The organism is Rhizobium sp. CNPSo 3670 (assembly GCF_057784555.1).
Genome location: NZ_JBXSOL010000026.1, coordinates 1 through 16,192, shown reverse-complemented (window position 1 = coordinate 16,192; position 16,192 = coordinate 1). Strand labels below are relative to the sequence as shown.

15 protein-coding genes and 1 pseudogene are annotated in these 16,192 nt (G+C 60.2%); 6 read left to right on the top strand and 10 right to left on the bottom strand.

Annotation, left to right across the window (positions count from 1 at the left end; translation table 11 throughout):
- Nucleotides 1-27 precede the first annotated feature (27 nt).
- The 4 genes from AC13QO_RS23175 to AC13QO_RS23160 form a co-directional block, all read right to left on the bottom strand.
- Nucleotides 28-348, bottom strand: a complete 321-nt coding sequence (locus tag AC13QO_RS23175; RefSeq protein ID WP_285194865.1) for a cupredoxin domain-containing protein — start codon at nt 346-348, stop codon at nt 28-30.
- A 7-nt stretch (nt 349-355) separates the two neighbouring features.
- Entirely contained in the window at nt 356-877 is a 522-nt protein-coding gene (locus AC13QO_RS23170) for a DUF4142 domain-containing protein (protein ID WP_285194864.1), read from the bottom strand.
- A 98-nt stretch (nt 878-975) separates the two neighbouring features.
- The gene (locus tag AC13QO_RS23165; protein ID WP_285194863.1) at nt 976-1,323 is read right to left on the bottom strand and encodes a DUF488 domain-containing protein; all 348 of its coding nucleotides are present in this window, start codon (nt 1,321-1,323) and stop codon (nt 976-978) included.
- A 268-nt stretch (nt 1,324-1,591) separates the two neighbouring features.
- Complete coding sequence (locus tag AC13QO_RS23160) at nt 1,592-2,617, bottom strand: aldo/keto reductase (RefSeq protein ID WP_285194862.1); 1,026 nt, start codon at nt 2,615-2,617, stop codon at nt 1,592-1,594.
- Nucleotides 2,618-2,848: 231 nt separating this feature from the next.
- Here AC13QO_RS23160 and AC13QO_RS23155 point away from each other — a divergent pair, with 231 nt between their 5' ends.
- From AC13QO_RS23155 to AC13QO_RS23145, 3 genes and pseudogenes are all read left to right on the top strand, one after another.
- Entirely contained in the window at nt 2,849-4,777 is a 1,929-nt protein-coding gene (locus AC13QO_RS23155; RefSeq protein ID WP_285194861.1) for a diguanylate cyclase, read from the top strand.
- Nucleotides 4,778-5,152: 375 nt separating this feature from the next.
- Nucleotides 5,153-5,896, top strand: a pseudogene (locus AC13QO_RS23150) (molybdopterin dinucleotide binding domain-containing protein); the annotation flags it as partial.
- Nucleotides 5,893-6,168, top strand: a complete 276-nt coding sequence (locus AC13QO_RS23145; protein ID WP_285194859.1) for a hypothetical protein — start codon at nt 5,893-5,895, stop codon at nt 6,166-6,168. The pseudogene AC13QO_RS23150 and the gene AC13QO_RS23145, both read left to right, overlap by 4 nt.
- A gap of 56 nt (nt 6,169-6,224) precedes the next feature.
- On the opposite strand, the gene AC13QO_RS23140 is transcribed toward AC13QO_RS23145, so the two are convergent.
- The 6 genes from AC13QO_RS23140 to AC13QO_RS23115 form a co-directional block, all read right to left on the bottom strand.
- A complete protein-coding gene (locus AC13QO_RS23140; protein ID WP_488541959.1) occupies nt 6,225-7,223 on the bottom strand; it encodes a helix-turn-helix transcriptional regulator in 999 nt (332 codons plus the stop codon).
- 1,142 nt (nt 7,224-8,365) lie between these two features.
- Nucleotides 8,366-9,445 carry a quaternary amine ABC transporter ATP-binding protein gene (locus tag AC13QO_RS23135; RefSeq protein WP_285194857.1) on the bottom strand — a complete coding sequence of 360 codons (1,080 nt, stop codon included), beginning with the start codon at nt 9,443-9,445 and terminating at the stop codon, nt 8,366-8,368.
- Nucleotides 9,438-10,325 (bottom strand): ABC transporter permease, encoded by an 888-nt coding sequence (locus AC13QO_RS23130; RefSeq protein WP_285194856.1) that lies wholly within the window; start codon nt 10,323-10,325, stop codon nt 9,438-9,440. The genes AC13QO_RS23135 and AC13QO_RS23130 overlap by 8 nt, the downstream gene beginning before the upstream one ends.
- Before the next feature lie 93 nt (nt 10,326-10,418).
- Nucleotides 10,419-11,420, bottom strand: a complete 1,002-nt coding sequence (locus tag AC13QO_RS23125; protein ID WP_488541958.1) for an ABC transporter substrate-binding protein — start codon at nt 11,418-11,420, stop codon at nt 10,419-10,421.
- A gap of 68 nt (nt 11,421-11,488) precedes the next feature.
- Nucleotides 11,489-12,283, bottom strand: a complete 795-nt coding sequence (locus tag AC13QO_RS23120; protein WP_488541957.1) for a pyrroline-5-carboxylate reductase family protein — start codon at nt 12,281-12,283, stop codon at nt 11,489-11,491.
- A 10-nt stretch (nt 12,284-12,293) separates the two neighbouring features.
- Nucleotides 12,294-12,923 (bottom strand): TetR/AcrR family transcriptional regulator, encoded by a 630-nt coding sequence (locus AC13QO_RS23115; protein ID WP_285194852.1) that lies wholly within the window; start codon nt 12,921-12,923, stop codon nt 12,294-12,296.
- 146 nt (nt 12,924-13,069) lie between these two features.
- Here AC13QO_RS23115 and AC13QO_RS23110 point away from each other — a divergent pair, with 146 nt between their 5' ends.
- From AC13QO_RS23110 to AC13QO_RS23100, 3 genes are all read left to right on the top strand, one after another.
- Nucleotides 13,070-15,106 (top strand): oxidoreductase, encoded by a 2,037-nt coding sequence (locus AC13QO_RS23110; protein WP_488541956.1) that lies wholly within the window; start codon nt 13,070-13,072, stop codon nt 15,104-15,106.
- Nucleotides 15,107-15,148: 42 nt separating this feature from the next.
- Nucleotides 15,149-15,754 (top strand): dimethylsulfoniopropionate lyase, encoded by a 606-nt coding sequence (locus tag AC13QO_RS23105; RefSeq protein WP_488541955.1) that lies wholly within the window; start codon nt 15,149-15,151, stop codon nt 15,752-15,754.
- Nucleotides 15,755-15,889: 135 nt separating this feature from the next.
- Nucleotides 15,890-16,192: electron transfer flavoprotein subunit beta/FixA family protein (locus tag AC13QO_RS23100; protein WP_488541954.1), on the top strand; the 303-nt coding region annotated here is incomplete at its 3' end.

Here is a 16,192-nt window from a genome sequence, read left to right as displayed (position 1 = left end):
CGCATTGCTTTGGATCGGAGCCCGGCCTTACGGCCGGACGTCCAGTTTGCCCGTCATGGCGGGATGAAAACGGCAATAGAAATCGACCGCTCCCGCCCGGCCGACCGTCATCCGCGCTTCCGATTTCGGCGGCAGATCGAGATCGAAGCTCTTGTCGCGAGCTGTCGCCGTATGCCGGAATATATCATTGTTTCGCCAGACGATCACATCGCCGACATGCAGCTCGGCAGGCGGCGCGCCGAATTTCATGCCTGCGATGGTGACCTGATATTCCGCCGCTGAAGCGACCCCGCTGCCTGCCCAGAGCAGCGCCAACAACAGCGGCAGCAATTTCATCAGCGATCCCATCGCGACCCTACTTGATCATCGAAGCGAGATGCTCGGCATGCGTCTGGTGTTGCTTGAACAGGGTAAGGCCGGTTTCCAGCAGCGATTTCAGCTCCTTGTTCTGAGCCGACGGGATCAGCACCTTGGCAAGGGCATCGTTGACCGACTTGTGATAAGCGACTTCGTTTTCGACATAGGCCTTGTCGAAGGCAGCGCCGTCGAGGGCGTCAAGCGTCTTCAGTTCCTTGCTCGCCTGGGCCGAGAGCGACTGGCTGATCTTGTTGTCCTCAGGCGTCACCTGCAGCTTCTTGACGAGGGCGAGCGCCTGGTCGTTGACGGCCTTGTGGTCGCGCTCCATGGTTTTGGCGAATTCGATGACCTCGGCATTCTTGCTCTTCTTCAACGCCTGCTCGGCGGCGGTGACATCGATCTGCCCCGCCGTATAGGCGATGTGGGCGATCTGAGGATCGGTCGGCTTGGCGTCGGCGGCGATCGAGGCGGTGCCGAGCGACGCCGCGATGAAGGTTGCGCCGAGAATTCGTTTCAACATGATCTGTCTCCTTATGTCGGATGGAAGCGAACATTGGATGCAGATCGCTCGAAAAGGTTCCCGGAAATCTTCGAAGCGGGAGATGGTTGCCGGCCGCTTCAGTCTTCGCCGATGAAACGCTGAAGCACGATTGCATGATTATAGGCCTGGTCTTTCGCCGCATAGAGAAGCGTGGCATCCGATTGCCCGATCCGGCGTTCGAGCTCCTCTACGGCTGATGAGTTCTTTTTGAGCTCGTCCAGGTAGCGGCGTTGAAATTCGTTCCATTTGGCTGGGTCATGGCCGAACCATCGGCGCAGCGCCGGGCTCGGCGCGATGTCCTTCAGCCAGACGTCGACGGCCGCTTCCTGCTTCTTCAAGCCGCGCGGCCACAGCCTGTCGACCAGAATACGCGTACCGTCCCGGTCTTCCTTCGGCTCGTAGATTCGTTTGATGTGCAAGGCCATTTGCTCATCCGCTATGAAGGTAATTCCGAACGAATACGCGGATGAGGGATCTGGTTCCACTCACCGTCCGTGGTTTCACTTAGTCACGCTAAAGGGGCCTCCAAGCTGTCATAATTGCTTTTAGTGCGGAAGTGTCGTCGTTCGGTCATCTCCCGCCGTGATTTGACCGAGCAAGAGGAGGAGGAGATTGGGGGCGCCTGTAGGAGGCAGCTGTCAGTTGACAAGCGTCAGAGGCCCGAGTCGAATGGAGCGTTTCCTAGTAGGGAAGTCAGCGCGAGACGGGCGCATCACCTCGCATCAGGCCGAGCGACTTCAGGTCCTCCCACAGTTCGCGAGGGATTTGTCTGTTCCGCGCCCGGTCGTTTGACGTCACTTGATCGATCGACTGGCCGCCCGGGATGACGGAAACGACAGCCGGGTGGAAGAACGGAAAGTTGAGAGCCGCGTCTGAGAGAGAGACATTATATTTCAGGCAGACGTGCTCGATGCGCCGGACTTTATCGAGAATGTGTGACGGGGCGTCAGAGTAATTATATTGCGCGCCGGCAATGGGGCCTGTCGCCAATATGCCGGAATTATACGGCCCGCCGAGCACAATGCCCATATTGCGGGCGACGCACAGGGGGAGAAAGGATTCCAACGCCTCCTGCTCAAGCAGAGTGTAGCGTCCGGCAAGCAGAAACAGGTCGAAGTCGCCACGTTCGGCTAGCATCTGACACATCTCCCACTCGTTTATTCCGCCACCGATGGCTTTCACCACTCGCTGGTCGCGTAGCGAGGTCATGGCCTGATAGCCACCACTCATGAATTGCTCGAGATAATGGTCGCAGGCCGCCTCGGTGCCGTGATTGAAGACATCCAGGTCGTGCACGAACAGAATATCGAAGCTGTCGAGCCCGGTGCGCTCGAAGGAAGCTTCGAAAGATCGCATGACGCCATCGTAGCTGTAGTCAAAAACCTCTTGGCGACTGGGCGTATCGAAGAATTTGCCGATGCCGGTCCGCTGTTCGGGTCGGCATACCTTGAGGAGCCTGCCGACTTTTGTCGACACGACGTAGTCTTTACGCTGCTTCGTTGCGAGGAAGCGGCCAACCCGCCTCTCGGCGAGGCCAAGCCCGTAGAGCGGCGCGGTGTCGAAGTAGCGGATGCCGTGTTGCCAGGCCGCATCTAAAACCGCTGCCGCCTCCTCATCTGTTATCGCCCGATAAAGATTGCCGAGTGGTGCGGTGCCGAACCCGAGTTCGGTAAAGGTAAGCCCGCCGTCTCCCCTGCGGTCCCAATGTCGCGTCTTCATGTCAGCTATCCGCACCCCATATTCGTTTGCCGCTCGTGCTCGACACTGCAGTCTAACCAATAACGCTTCCGGTTGGAATCGGAGCTAAAACGAGGAACCTTGGCCTGCGATGGCCCGGGGCAAGGGCGCCAACCCAGCAAGCATCCGTAGAGGAGCGTGATATCTGGTGCATCAGCCGGTGAATAGGGCATCCAGCTGCCCGATTTAACGAAGCCCAAACCACTATTGTGTATGACAGGGTTGTTACATGGTTTGGAAGGTGGACCCAACGCGGTGAATGGCATCTGGACGCAATTTGGTGGCAACCTTTCCTTCGTGTCTCTGGCGATGTCGCTCTGGGCTCTGTTTTCGATCCAGTTTCAGCGCCGTTCCTTCACGCAGGAGAAGATCGCCTTCGGGATAATAGCCGGCGGCGCGTCGATCGGATCCATATTGCTGGCGGTCGAATTCCACCCCGGCATCTATATCGACCTGCGTTTTTCGCCGCTTGCATTGGCCGGTATGTTCGGGGGGCCGATTGCGGCGGCTTTTGCTGCGTCGCTGGCGATCGTCTTTCGCTTTGCTGTCGGCGGCACGGCGATGGTCGACGGGATGATCACAATTGCATTCGCAACCGGCATCGGCGTGGCCGGCCATTTCTGGACCCGGAAGAGATCTCCTGGCTTCACGGATGTTGTTCTGCTGGGCCTTGCCCTTGGCGCGATACTGGTTGCAGCGATGGCCCTGCTTCCCACTCTCGTGACCGCTCATGTGCTGGCCGGAGTGGGCTTTCCCCTGACGGCCTTGAATTGTCTGGCGACCGTGATCGGTGGCTTTGTGCTCCTGAAGACGCAGCAATGGGAACTCGAACGAAGCATCCTGGTGACGGCATTTTCGCAATCGCCGGACTATCTCTATGTGAAGGACCGAAACAGCCGGTTCATTACCGTCAATGAAAACATGACGCGCCTCTTCCGTTTCAGAACGACGGCGGAGATGACCGGATTGTCGGATTTCAATCTGATGTCGCAGCCGCTCGCCGAAGAATTGTATCATCTCGAGCAGCAGGTGATGGAGACAGGGACCCCGCTGATCGACTCCACCGAGCGGATCGAAGGCCGTTTCCTGCTTGCTTCCAAGGTGCCGGTGCGGGACAAGCAGGGACGGATCATCGGCCTTGCAGGCGTAACGCGCGACGTCACCGAGCGCACAGCGCTGGAGCGGGAGCTGCGCGAAAGCAAGAAGCTGCTGTCGCATGCGATGGCGAACATGTCCGACGGCATCGCCATGTACGACAGCAAAGGGTTTCTTGTCTTCTGCAACGACCAATATCGCGACGCCTTTCCGCTGTCCGGCGGCGCCCGCGTGGTCGGCGCGCATATCAGTGACATCCTGCGCCGCGTCGTCGAAACCGGCGAGCGGCCCGGCGCCGTCCAGGGTGACCCGGAAGAGTGGATCAAGACCGTCAGCGCGACCCTGCACAGCAACAAGGACGAGGAGGTTCAGCTTCACAACGGTGATTGGCGCAGCATCCGCACAAGGATTGCCGGAGATGGCACGGCGATGGCCGTCGTCTCGGACATCACGGCGACGAAACAGGCGGAGATCGCGCTCAGGCTGTCGGCGGAGCAATTGAAGAATCTTGCCGAGACCGACGGGCTCACCGGCATCGTCAATCGCCGCGCTTTCGACGAGGCCTTCGCACGTGAGACGGCGGGCAGCGCCAGGAAAAATACGCCCTTCAGCCTGTTGATGGTCGATATCGACCGCTTCAAAGCCTATAACGATACCTATGGTCACCCCGCCGGCGACCAATGCCTGCGTGTCGTCAGCAAATGTCTGCGCCAGTCCGTCAGTCGGCCGGCGGACATCGTCGCGCGCTACGGCGGCGAGGAATTCGCCGTCTTCCTTCCCGACACCAGCGCCAAGGGGGCGATGATCGTCGCCGAACAATTCGCGCGTCGCCTAGCCCAGGAGAATATCATTCATTCCGGCAGCGAATTCGGGCGGGTCACCGCCAGCATCGGCATATCCTGCGCCACCGGCGCGACCCTGCGGACCAGCCCGAACCGGCTTCTGGCAGAGGCCGACGCCGCGCTCTATGAGGCCAAGACACAAGGCCGCAACCGTATCCTGGCGCATTCCCGCGAGAACGGGCATGCACTGAAGGAAACCGGTTAGAAGCACGCGCTTCAGCTCTCTCTCGATAGGTTTCTTCTATCGAACCATCATTCGTACGCCCTTGATGTTTAGCGCCCTTCATCAATACAGGGCGCATGGACACAAAATTCATTGGGAAGAAATCGGCGGCAGCCGGCGGCTGGGGCGCTCTGAAAAGCTGCGGCAAACAATTGCTGCAAAGCGGCATGCCGGTCTCGGGGGCGCGGACGATGCTGAAGGCGAACCAGCCGGACGGCTTCGATTGCCCGGGCTGCGCCTGGGGCGATCCGGAACACGGATCCTCGTTCGAATTTTGTGAGAACGGCGTGAAGGCCGTCGCATGGGAGGCCACGGAAAAGCGGGTGACCCCCGCTTTCTTCGCGGCGAACACGGTCTCTGAGCTTCGCCGGCCATTCCCAACTCGTCAGTGTCGAAGATTCGATGAGCATGGTGCATGGTTCCGCCGGCATCAATCGCCCGGCCTCGCCGCATCTCCTCTCGGAAGTCGCCATCATTGCCGGCATTGCGCAGGCGACGGTCGGCTCCTCCGTGGTCGACTGGGCGGAACTCGCCAACGACTACGACCGCATCCGCGATCATATCGCGGCGACCATTCCCGGCTTTGAAAACTACAATGCCCGCCTGCGCAAGCCGCGCGGTTTCCATCTGCGCAACTCGGCCGCCCATCGGGAGTGGCAGACGCCGGCAGGCAGGGCATCATTCTCATGCCAGCCGCTTCCTGAGGAGACGGTGCATCAGCGTGCGCGAAGGGGCGAGGGGCGGTTCGCTCTGCAGACGTTCCGGTCGCACGACCAATACAATACGACTGTCTACGGTCTGGATGACCGATATCGCGGTGTCTACGGAGAGCGGCAGGTCATCTTCATTCATCCGGCGGATCTGAAGGCGATGAATGCCGAGGCCGGTGACAGTGTCGACGTGATCGGCGAGCACGATGACGGCATCGAGCGTATCGCGCGGGATTTCCGCTTCGTGCCCTATGATATTCCGCGGGGCAGCATTGCCGGCTATTACCCTGAACTGAACGTGCTCGTGCCGCTTGGCAGCGCCGGCGAGGAAAGCGATACGCCGACCTCGAAATCGATCATGGTTTCCTTGCGCAAGCGAGACGCCGCGTGAGCAACGAGGCTATCGGCTCCGACCGGTTTCTTGCCCTTGTCGCTGCGGCGCAGGATAGGGACCTCCGACTGACCTCCTTGCAGGCCGGTCTGCTCGTCGCTGCCGAGCTCGGGATCGCGTCCGACAGCCGCTCCTTTGCGCGCATGCTGGGGATCGCGCATGCCCTTGTGTTGCGGGACCTCAGCGCGCTGGCGGAGCGTGATGATATGCTTCGAGTCGTCAAGCGGGATCCGAAGACAATGCGAGTGCACTACCGATTGGCCAAGCCTTAAAAAACCGAAAGCGCAAAGAGCGAAGCTGAAAGATCGCGGTGCGCTTCAGCTGCAAGTTACCGGCGGCTCATGCGCTTTCTCGTTTCGGACGGGTATTCGCCATAGGTTGCCTTGTAGACCGCGGAAAAGCGGCCGAAATGAAAGAATCCCCATTTGAGGCAGGTGGCCTTCATCGTCTCCGTGCACTCGGGATCGATCAGATCCTGCCGCGCCGCGCGCAGACGAAGCGTCAGCAGATAAGCGGCCGGGGACGTTCCCTTGAAGGCGCGGAAACCGGTTTCGAGGGCTCTGCTGGAGACGCCGGCCGCTTCCGCCACCTTTGGCATGGTGATCGGCTGATCGATATTGGCCTGCATGAACTCGATCGCTCTGCGCACATGCCTCGGAGCGATAAGGGCGGCGCCTTTGTCAAGAAAATGCGACAGCCGGTGTGGCACCATGCGCACGACGAGATCGGCGAGCGCTTGGGTCATGTGAGCCATAGCGATCGGCGACTGCAGCAGGGGACCGTCGTCGCGCATCCCTGAAATGATCGTTTCGGTGAGGTTGCCGATCGTCCGTCCGGCCGGCGTCGACAGATCCAGTTCGGGCAGAAGGTCGAGCGAGCCGCTGAACGGCATTTCGAACGTATGGCCGATCGTCTGGAGGATGACGGGCCAGTTGATCAGCAGTTCGTCGATGACGTTGCCTTGCCCGTGCATGAGAACGCTGTCGGGTTCGAAATTATTGTAGAGAAGCAGTTTGCCTTGCCCGGCCTCGGCCTTGCGCGTCCCATAGGTCACTCCCATGCCGCCACGGCGCGGCACGACGAGCGACAGATACTCCGCCGTGCTGACAGTCGGCTCGATGTTGAATTGGAACTCCGCCTCATGATAGCCCGTCAGCAGGACGGCGCTCTCGGCCACCGAAAAATCCAATCCCCAATGAAAGTCCTTGGCGCGGCCGACAGGCTCGGCATCAAACGCGCCGAAAGCGCCGCCGAGGGTTTCCACCATATTATCGAAAGACGAACCGTGGAATCGGAAGGAGAATGGCTGGGCGCTGTTTTCCGTCATGCTCCCCTCCTTATTTCATCTGACGTCGCGCATAACGCGACACCTCGGCCACTTGGATCAGAATGAAGTACGTCCCTCTTTTTGTTCGCACGTCGCCGAGCGTCATCTTTCTCCTCACGCTTGCCGGGGCATGACGGACGAGGCTTGGCCGTATATTAGCGGATAAGAAGCCAGAGCGCAGTAAGCGGCAGCCAGGCGGGCAAGTTTCAACGTGATCCAGGTGTCGGTATTGCTGGCCAGGGCAAGCCGATCCAGGCAGAGCTCGCGCGTGGCGGGCGTCGGAAACGCAGACCTTTTAAATGCTTTATGGATAATTCCCATCTGTCGGATTTTCCTGGCCAGTCGGCAGGAACTGACAGAACCGGCTGCACTTGGCAAGGCCTTGGAACTGCTGCTTTGATGGTGACCCCGTGATGAAACGATTAGCCAGCCTGCGCATAGGGCACATTCAAGGCGCCATCCAAGAGTCGCCTGCCGAAGGTTCTGAAGTGGACCGCTCGAGATCGCCTTCGGCAGGCTGACAGGCAGTTGGCATACGCACGGGATGGAGTGCGTATGGATGTAATCCCCGTCCATCATTTGGGGTCAGCGATGGAGGGGGACTTGCAAACCGTAGACCATCATGGCCCCGGTCGGACTGAGTTTAGTGTTCTACGGCGATGGAGCAATTGTCAGGCGCCGATATTGTCGGCCGATCGGCTTTTCGTGACGCAGTATGGACTGGTCCTGCGCAAAACGTATAGGCTGGCCCTCCCTCCCCACTCTTTGGGTGCCCCTGAATTAAAGATCCAGTCCGACTCGCCTGTTGTCGGAGAAGGCATAGAGATCTGGTGTAAAGACACTTCATTTATCGATGCCAGGGAGTGTCTCGACAGAGCCTTCTGAAAGCAGGTTTCGGAGGATCAAACCCGTTGGCAGGGCGACAGGATCGGTACCGACGGCCTCGACATCCGACGGGTCGATATAACAGGCAAGTCTAACGACTAGCCGCGAGCTTTGCCAGGCGCCGCTCGGGCGGCCGAGCATCTCCCCCGAGGCCGCATTCGTGATCCCTCAGGCGGCCGGCTTGCCGGTTGCGGTGCGTGGTGACGCGCCGAACGTCGGTGCCGCCGGCAAGCCCGAGGGACCCCGCGCCCGTAGGTTCAGAGCGCGACCGAAAGGGCGCTTTCGCGTGGGGCAGCCACCTCCTGCGAGTTCACCATTGCACCGGCGAGCTGGCGGAAGGTGACAAGGCCCAAGGTTTCCCCCGACGGCGACACCACCTTGGCATCATCGTTCGGTGTCGAAGCCAGTATTCGGACGGCTTCTTCGACGGTCGTACCCGATGCGATCGTCAAGCCGCCAGGCGCTGCGGCGGAGTGCAAAGGTGTCATGACGGCTTCGACATGGATGACCCGGCCTCGGTTGACCTCCTTGACGAAGTTGGCGATGTAGTCATCCGCAGGGCGCAGCACGATATCTTGGCTGGTGCCCTGCTGGATAACCTCGCCGTCGCGCAGGATCGCGATCTGGTCGCCCAGGCGCAAAGCCTCGTCGAGGTCGTGGGTGATGAAGACGATGGTCTTCTTGATCTCTTTCTGAATATCGAGAAGGACCGTCTGCATATCCGTGCGGATCAAGGGGTCGAGAGCCGAATAGGCCTCGTCCATCAAGAGAACCGGGGCATCATTGGAGAGCGCCCGCGCCAGGCCGACGCGTTGCTGCATGCCGCCGGAAAGCTGGTTGGGGTATTTTTGTTCGAAGCCCTTCAGGCCGACGCGCTCGATCCAGCGCATAGCGACGTCAACGGCTTTCGCGCGCTCCATACCCTGCACTTCGAGACCGAAAATGGTGTTGTCGAGGACGTTGCGGTGCGGCAGAAGCGCGAACTTCTGGAACACCATGGCGGTCTGCTGCCGCCGGAACGTCCGCAATTCGGTCTCGTTCATCTTCACGACATCGATGCCGTCGACCAGCACTTCGCCCGATGTCGGATCGATCAGCCGGTTGATGTGCCGGATGAGCGTCGATTTGCCCGATCCGGAAAGGCCCATGATGACCTGGATTCGGCCGGAGGGAATCTCGACATTGATATCCCTGAGCCCCAGCACGTGCCCATGTTTGGCGTTGAGCTCGGCTTTCGTCAGGCCCTTCTGCACCGCTTCGATATAAGCCGTGGGATTGGGGCCGAAGATCTTGTAGAGATTGCGGATTTTGATGCCGCCAAAACGATGCTCAGCCATGGACGGTCTCCCGATGCTTCTGGAGCCTTTTGCCATATGCCTGGCTGACCCGGTCGAAGATGATGGCGATGCCGACGATGGCAAGGCCGTTGAAAATGCCCAGCGTGAAGTATTGGTTGGCGATCGCCTTCAGCACCGGCTGGCCGAGGCCCTGGACGCCGATCATGGAAGCGATGACCACCATGGCGAGCGCCATCATGATCGTCTGGTTGATGCCGGCCATGATGGTGGGAAGCGCCAGCGGCAGCTGCACCTTGAAGAGCTTCTGCGATCTGGAGGTGCCGAAGGCATCTGCGGCCTCGAGCACGTCCTTGTCGACGAGCCGGATGCCGAGATCGGTCAGGCGGATCATCGGCGGGATGGCGTAGATGACAACGGCGATCAGGCCCGGCACCTTGCCGATACCCAAGAGCATGACGACGGGGATGAGATAGACGAAGCTCGGCATGGTCTGCATGACGTCGAGGATCGGATTGACGACGCGCTGCAGCCGGTCGGAGCGCGCCATAAGGATCCCGATCGGGATACCGATGGCGATGGAAAGAACCGTGCAGACGAAGATCATCGAGACCGTCCGCATCGTGTCGTCCCACATGTCGAAGTAGCCGATCAGCATCAGCGTCGCCAGACAGCCGAGGACGATCTTCAAGCTGCGGCTCGCAAACCAGGCAATGACGAGGATGATCAGGGTAATGATCGGCCACGGCGTTTGCGTCATGAAGCGCTCGGCAGCGATGAGGAAATGCTGCAGCGGGACGAAGAGGCTTTCGATGCCGTCGCCGTAGCTGCGGGTAAATCCGCGAAAGCCGTCATCGATCGCTTTCTTCAGATTGCGAAGCGCGTCATCGTTCATGTGTGGGAATTTATAAAACCATTCCATCTCGTTCCCCTTTCGTCAAAGTGCCGCGGCAGTCTTTTTTGATTTTGTCGGCGCGTGAGAAGCGGTGCGCTTTTCGCGCACCGCTATTTTGGCTCAGAGAGCAGCTTCGATCTTCTTGGCCGCCTCAGGCGAGACCCACTTGGTCCAGAGGTCCTTGTTTTCTTCCAGGAAGTGCTTGGCACCGTCTTCGCCGGTCGCCTGGTTGTCGGTCATCCAGGCCATCAGCTTGTTGACCGTATCGTTGCTCCATGAACGCTTCTTCAGGTAGTCTATGACCTCAGGGCCGACCTTTTCGGAGAAAGGCTTGGCAACGAGAGTCACGACGTGATCGACCGGCCATGCCGCCGGCTTCGGATCGGGGCAGTCGGCAACGGTGATGCAGCGCTTCCACTCGGCAGCATTCTCCGGTACGCCGGCTTCGAGCTTGACCATCTGATACTTGCCGAGCAGCGCGGTCGGCGCCCAGTAATAGCCGACCCAGCCTTCCTTGCGCTCGTAAGCCTTGGCGATCGAACCGTCGAGACCGGCGGCAGAGCCGGTGTCGACGAGGGTGAAGCCCGCCTTTTCGGCATCAAACGCCTTGTAGAGCTGCGAGGTGACGACCGTGCCGCCCCAGCCCTGCGGGCCGTTGACGATGGCACCCTTCTTCGGATCTTCGGGATCGGGGAAGAGGTCCGGATGCTTCAGCGCATCGCCGATCGTTTTGATATCGGGATGGGCATCGGCGATATACTTCGGAATCCACCAGCCCTGTACGCCGCCATCCGGCAGCGGCGAGCCGACCTGAACGATGCGGCCTTCTTCCGTGCCCTTCTTGACGACGTCAGGCAGCAGGTCGATCCACGCTTCGGGCGCGATATCCGGCTGGCCCTTTTCGGCCATGGAGGTGATCGTCGGGACTGTGTCGCCAACGGTGATGTCGGCGCTGCAGCCGTAACCTTCGTTCAGGATGAACTTATCCAGGTTGGAGAGAACTTCGGCGCTCTGCCAGTTCATGCTGGCAATGGTGACGCTGCCGCATTCGGCGGCGCCGGCGAAGGACGCGCCGCCGATCAGGCCGAACGCCAAACATGTCGATGCAAGTAGTTTCTTCATTCTCGTTCCCTCTATTTAGCGGCTGATCTGGCCAGGCGGGGTGCCGCAGTACCCGCCCAAAGCGGTCGTCAGGAAACAGCTCCCATACTCACCGATTTCTTGAATGCTGCCGATAGTCCTTCCGCCACCGCAGCGTCGAACCCGGCGGCGCGCATGCCTTCTATGGCTGCCGCGGTGGTGCCCTGATAGTCGAGAAAGGTTTGGACGATGTCGTCGGGACATTCGTTGCGGCGCTCCAGCAGCCGGCCGGCGCCTGATATCACCGCATTGACGGCGCGGCGCGCAACCTCGGCCGGCAGGCCGCGGGCGACGGCGTCGCGCATCATGGCGGCGGCGAGCAATGCCGGGAATGCCGGCCCGGAGCCGGAAAGGCCCGTGAGATAATCGATGTCGCTTTCCCTTGCGACCTCGTCCTCAGATCCGCAGGTTTCGAAGATTGCGCGGACGACGTCCCGGTCATCTCTGGTAATGCTGCTCGCGCCGATCCAGGGCGTATAGGATTTTGCCACTTCGGCTGCGGCATTCGGCAGGGCGCGGACGACGCGGCCGGTCTTGTGGCGCTCCGAAAGGGCGTTCAAACGAATTCCGGCCATGACTGAGATGACGAGCTTGCCGGAGGCGTCGACGGCGAGCCGACGCCAGTCGTCCGGGCGGATGGAGAGAAGGATCACATCCGAGCGGTCGGCAAGTTCCTGACTGTCGGTGGTCCAGAAGGAATCCGGGAAACGGTCGGGCTGCCGGCTGCGATAGGAGAGGCAGAGATTTTGGGGATCGACCAGGGCGGAATCGAGGATCGAGCCGGCGATGGCTCCGCCGAGCCAGCCGCCACCACCAATAATACCGATCCTCAAGGAAACGCTCATCTCGGTTTCCTCAGCCGGGCCTATAGCCATGCCGCGCGAAGAAGCGGTCGAGCTCCCTCTGCTGCGGCACTTCGCCAGTGTAGATCGCGATATATTCGGGAATCCGTTTCATGCGGACGGCGAGTTCCTCCTTCGACTGCATGGAAATGTACCCGATCTGAACGAGGTAAGTTGTCCGCGCTCTGACATCCGATGTCGTTTCTGGTACCCCGAACCGCATAAACATGCGTTTGAGCGCCTCCAGCCGGATCTGATCCGCCTGCTGGACCTCGGCCAGAAGTTCGTCCGACTGCAAGGCCCAACTGCGCACGGCAAACTCGAATTTGGCGTCGAAGAGGTCGGTGTTCAGCCAGCAATCGAAAACGTTGAGCATCGCTTCTGCGAGCGACTCCGCATAGGCTTCGGACTGCTTGACGATATTGCCGGTGTTTTTCTCGCGCCACCGCGCCACGAGCGCGCTCAAGAGTTCCTCCCGATCCTTGAAGAACCAGTAGAAGCTCGTTCGCGAGAGATTGAGTTTCTTTGCGAGCGGCAGAATTTTCACCGAATCCACGCCGGATTCCAGCAGTGACTGGTAGGCTGCTTCCAGCCAACCCTCCTGCGATCCGCGCCAACCGGTGTCGTTTAGAGCCTGGTCCATGCATTCTCTCCTACCAAATTCCGCGGCCTCGCACAAGAAAAATGTACAGTGGTGTCGAAAACAATGACCTTCATGTTTTCAAGATTGACACTTGTGTACATTGCGCTTAGCGTCTGCTCCGATGTTTTAATCCGGAACCACGGCCCATGTCGAACGATCCTCTTCTTCAGCCCTACCAGCTCAAGCATCTGACGCTGCGCAACCGCATCATCGTAACCTCGCACGAGCCGGCCTATCCCGAGGACGGCATGCCCAAGGAAAGGTATCGGGCCTATACGGTAGAGCGGGCAAAGGGCGGGGTGGCCTTGACGATGACGGCAGGCTCCGCCGCGGTTTCCAGGGACAGTCCGCCTGTTTTCAACAACTTGCTCGCCTATAAGGACGAGATCGTCCCCTGGATCAGGGAAATGACCGACGCCGTGCACGAAGAGGGGGCGGCGATCATGATCCAGCTCACCCATCTCGGCCGGCGCACGCGTTGGGACAAGGGCGACTGGCTGCCGGTCGTCGCCCCGTCGCATCATCGCGAGGCTTCGCATCGCGCCTTTCCAAAGAAGTTGGAAGATTGGGACATCGAGCGCATCATCAAGGATTTCGCCGATGCGGCCGAACGGATGAAGGCCGGGGGTATGGATGGAATCGAGCTGGAGGCCTACGGCCACCTGATCGACCAGTTCGCGTCTCCGCTCACGAACGAACTCGACGGCCCCTATGGGGGTGCGCTCGAGAACCGCATGCGCTTCTGTTTCGACGTGTTCAGGGCGATCCGCGAGAGGGTCGGGAACGAATTCATCCTCGGTGTGCGCTATACGGCCGACGAGTGTCTGCCCGGCGGCAACGGGCAGGCCGAAGGCATAGAGATTTCCAAGCGGCTGCGCGACAGCGGGCTTATCGACTATCTGAACGTCATTCGCGGCCACATCGACACCGATCCGGGTTTGACCGACGTCATCCCGATCCAGGGCATGGCGAACTCGCCGCACCTGGATTTTGCCGGTGAAATCCGCGCCGCTACCAACTTCCCGACCTTCCATGCGGCGAAGATTCCCGACGTCGCCACGGCGCGTCATGCGATTGCAGCCGGCAAAGTCGACATGGTCGGCATGACCCGCGCCCACATGACCGACCCGCATATCGTCCGCAAGATCATCGAGAAGCGGGAAGAGGATATCCGCCCCTGCGTCGGCGCCAATTATTGTCTCGATCGGATCTATCAGGGTGGGGCGGCCTACTGCATCCACAATGCCGCCACGGGGCGCGAACTGACGATGCCGCATGTCGTGGCAAAGGCCGAGGTCAGAAAGAAGGTCGTCATCGTCGGCGCCGGCCCGGCCGGGCTCGAGGCGGCGCGCGTCGCGGGAGAACGCGGCCACCAAGTGACCGTTTTCGAAGCGGCGAACAATCCAGGCGGTCAGATCCGCCTCACCGCCCAAAGCGAACGCCGCCGGGAAATGATCAGCATTATCGACTGGCGCATGAGCCAGTGTGAGAAATACGGCGTCACCTTCCACTTCAACACTTGGGCGGAAGCCGACACGATCGAGGCCGAAAATCCTGACGTCGTCATCATCGCCACTGGCGGCCTGCCGCATACAGAGGTGCTCACCAGCGGCAACGAACTGGTGGTCTCGTCTTGGGACATCATCTCCGGCGATGTGAAACCCGGTTCCAACGTGCTTGTTTTCGACGACGCTGGCGACCATGCAGCGCTGCAGGCGGCGGAGTTCCTCGCCAAATCAGGCGCCAAGGTCGAGATCATGACGCCTGACCGGTCCTTCGCGCCGGAGGTCATGGCCATGAACCTGGTGCCCTATATGCGTGCGCTCCAAAAGTACGACGTGACCTTCACCGTTACCTATCGGCTGGAGGCCGTCGAGAAGAGCGGTAATCAGCTCGTCGCCCATATCGGCAGCGATTACGGCGGAATTGCCCGGCAGCACAGCTACGACCAGATCGTCGTAAATCACGGGACCATCCCGCTCGACGAACTCTATTTCGAGCTGAAGCCCAAGTCGAAAAATCTGGGCGAGGTCTCGCACGATCAGCTTCTCCAGGGGCAACCGCAATCGGTCATCCGCAATCCCGAGGGCAAGTTCCAGCTGTTCCGGATCGGCGACGCTGTCGCTGCCCGTAACACGCATGCCGCTGTCTATGACGGTCTGCGCATCGCAAAGGATATATGATTGTCAGAGCGGCCGCCTGCCGGCCGATCGGGAGGGGATGATATGAGTTTGCGCAACGAAAGCCTCCAGCATTGCCTGGAAGCCGCTTCGGTCGCTTTCGACCAGTTCGCCGAGGCTCCAGAAGCCCGCCGCTCGATCGGGCAGTTCTTCGCGGCGCTGGGGCGCCCGGGGACTGCCCGCGCGGGAGAGGGAAGCCGGTTACCGGTCTGCGCTCACCTCGATATGGCGCTCGCAGTCGATACGTCTTATGCTTCGCTGGCGCGATTGATCGAGGGGTTCAAAGGCATCGAGCCAATGCTTGAATGGCGTCGCCGCACAAAGTATGACCACACCACGGCCAGCGACAATTTCGTTGATGGGCATGCCAATGCCATGATCGTCGGGCCGGGTGGATTGGAGGAGCGAAGTGACCTGTGGTTCGGCGTGACATTGATGGCGCCTCACGTGCGTTATCCCGATCACGACCATGCGCCGGAGGAGGTCTATCTGGTGCTGTCCAAGGGAGAGTTCCAGCAGGGGGAGGGGAACTGGTTTTCGCCTGGTATCGGCGGATCGTTCTATAATATTCCCGGGATCAAACATGCGATGAGGTCGGTGGAGACGCCGCTCTTCGCCTTCTGGGCTTTGCTTGCCGAGCGGTCGCATTGACGGCCGGCTGTCTAAAGCATGTCGCGCAAAGCTGTGCGGCGGTTGTGACAACGGCTTACGTAAAAAGAAAGAGTTAAAGCGCAGAGCAAGCGAATCTGAAAAATCCGCGACGCGCTTTGGATATAGGGGTTTGCCATGAAGATTCTCGTGCCCGTCAAGCGGGTTGTTGACTACAACGTGAAGATCCGGGTGAAGACGGATGGCACGGGTGTCGAGCTTGCCAATGTGAAGATGTCGATGAACCCGTTCGACGAGATCTCGGTGGAAGAGGCGCTGAGATTGAAGGAAGCCGGCAAGGCGGAAGAAGTGGTGGTGGTGTCGATCGGCCCGGCCAAGGCCGAGGAAACGCTGCGCACGGCGCTCGCCATGGGCGCTGACCGCGCCGTTCTCGTCGAAACCGATGATGCCGTCGAGCCGCTCGCCGTCGCCAAGATCCTT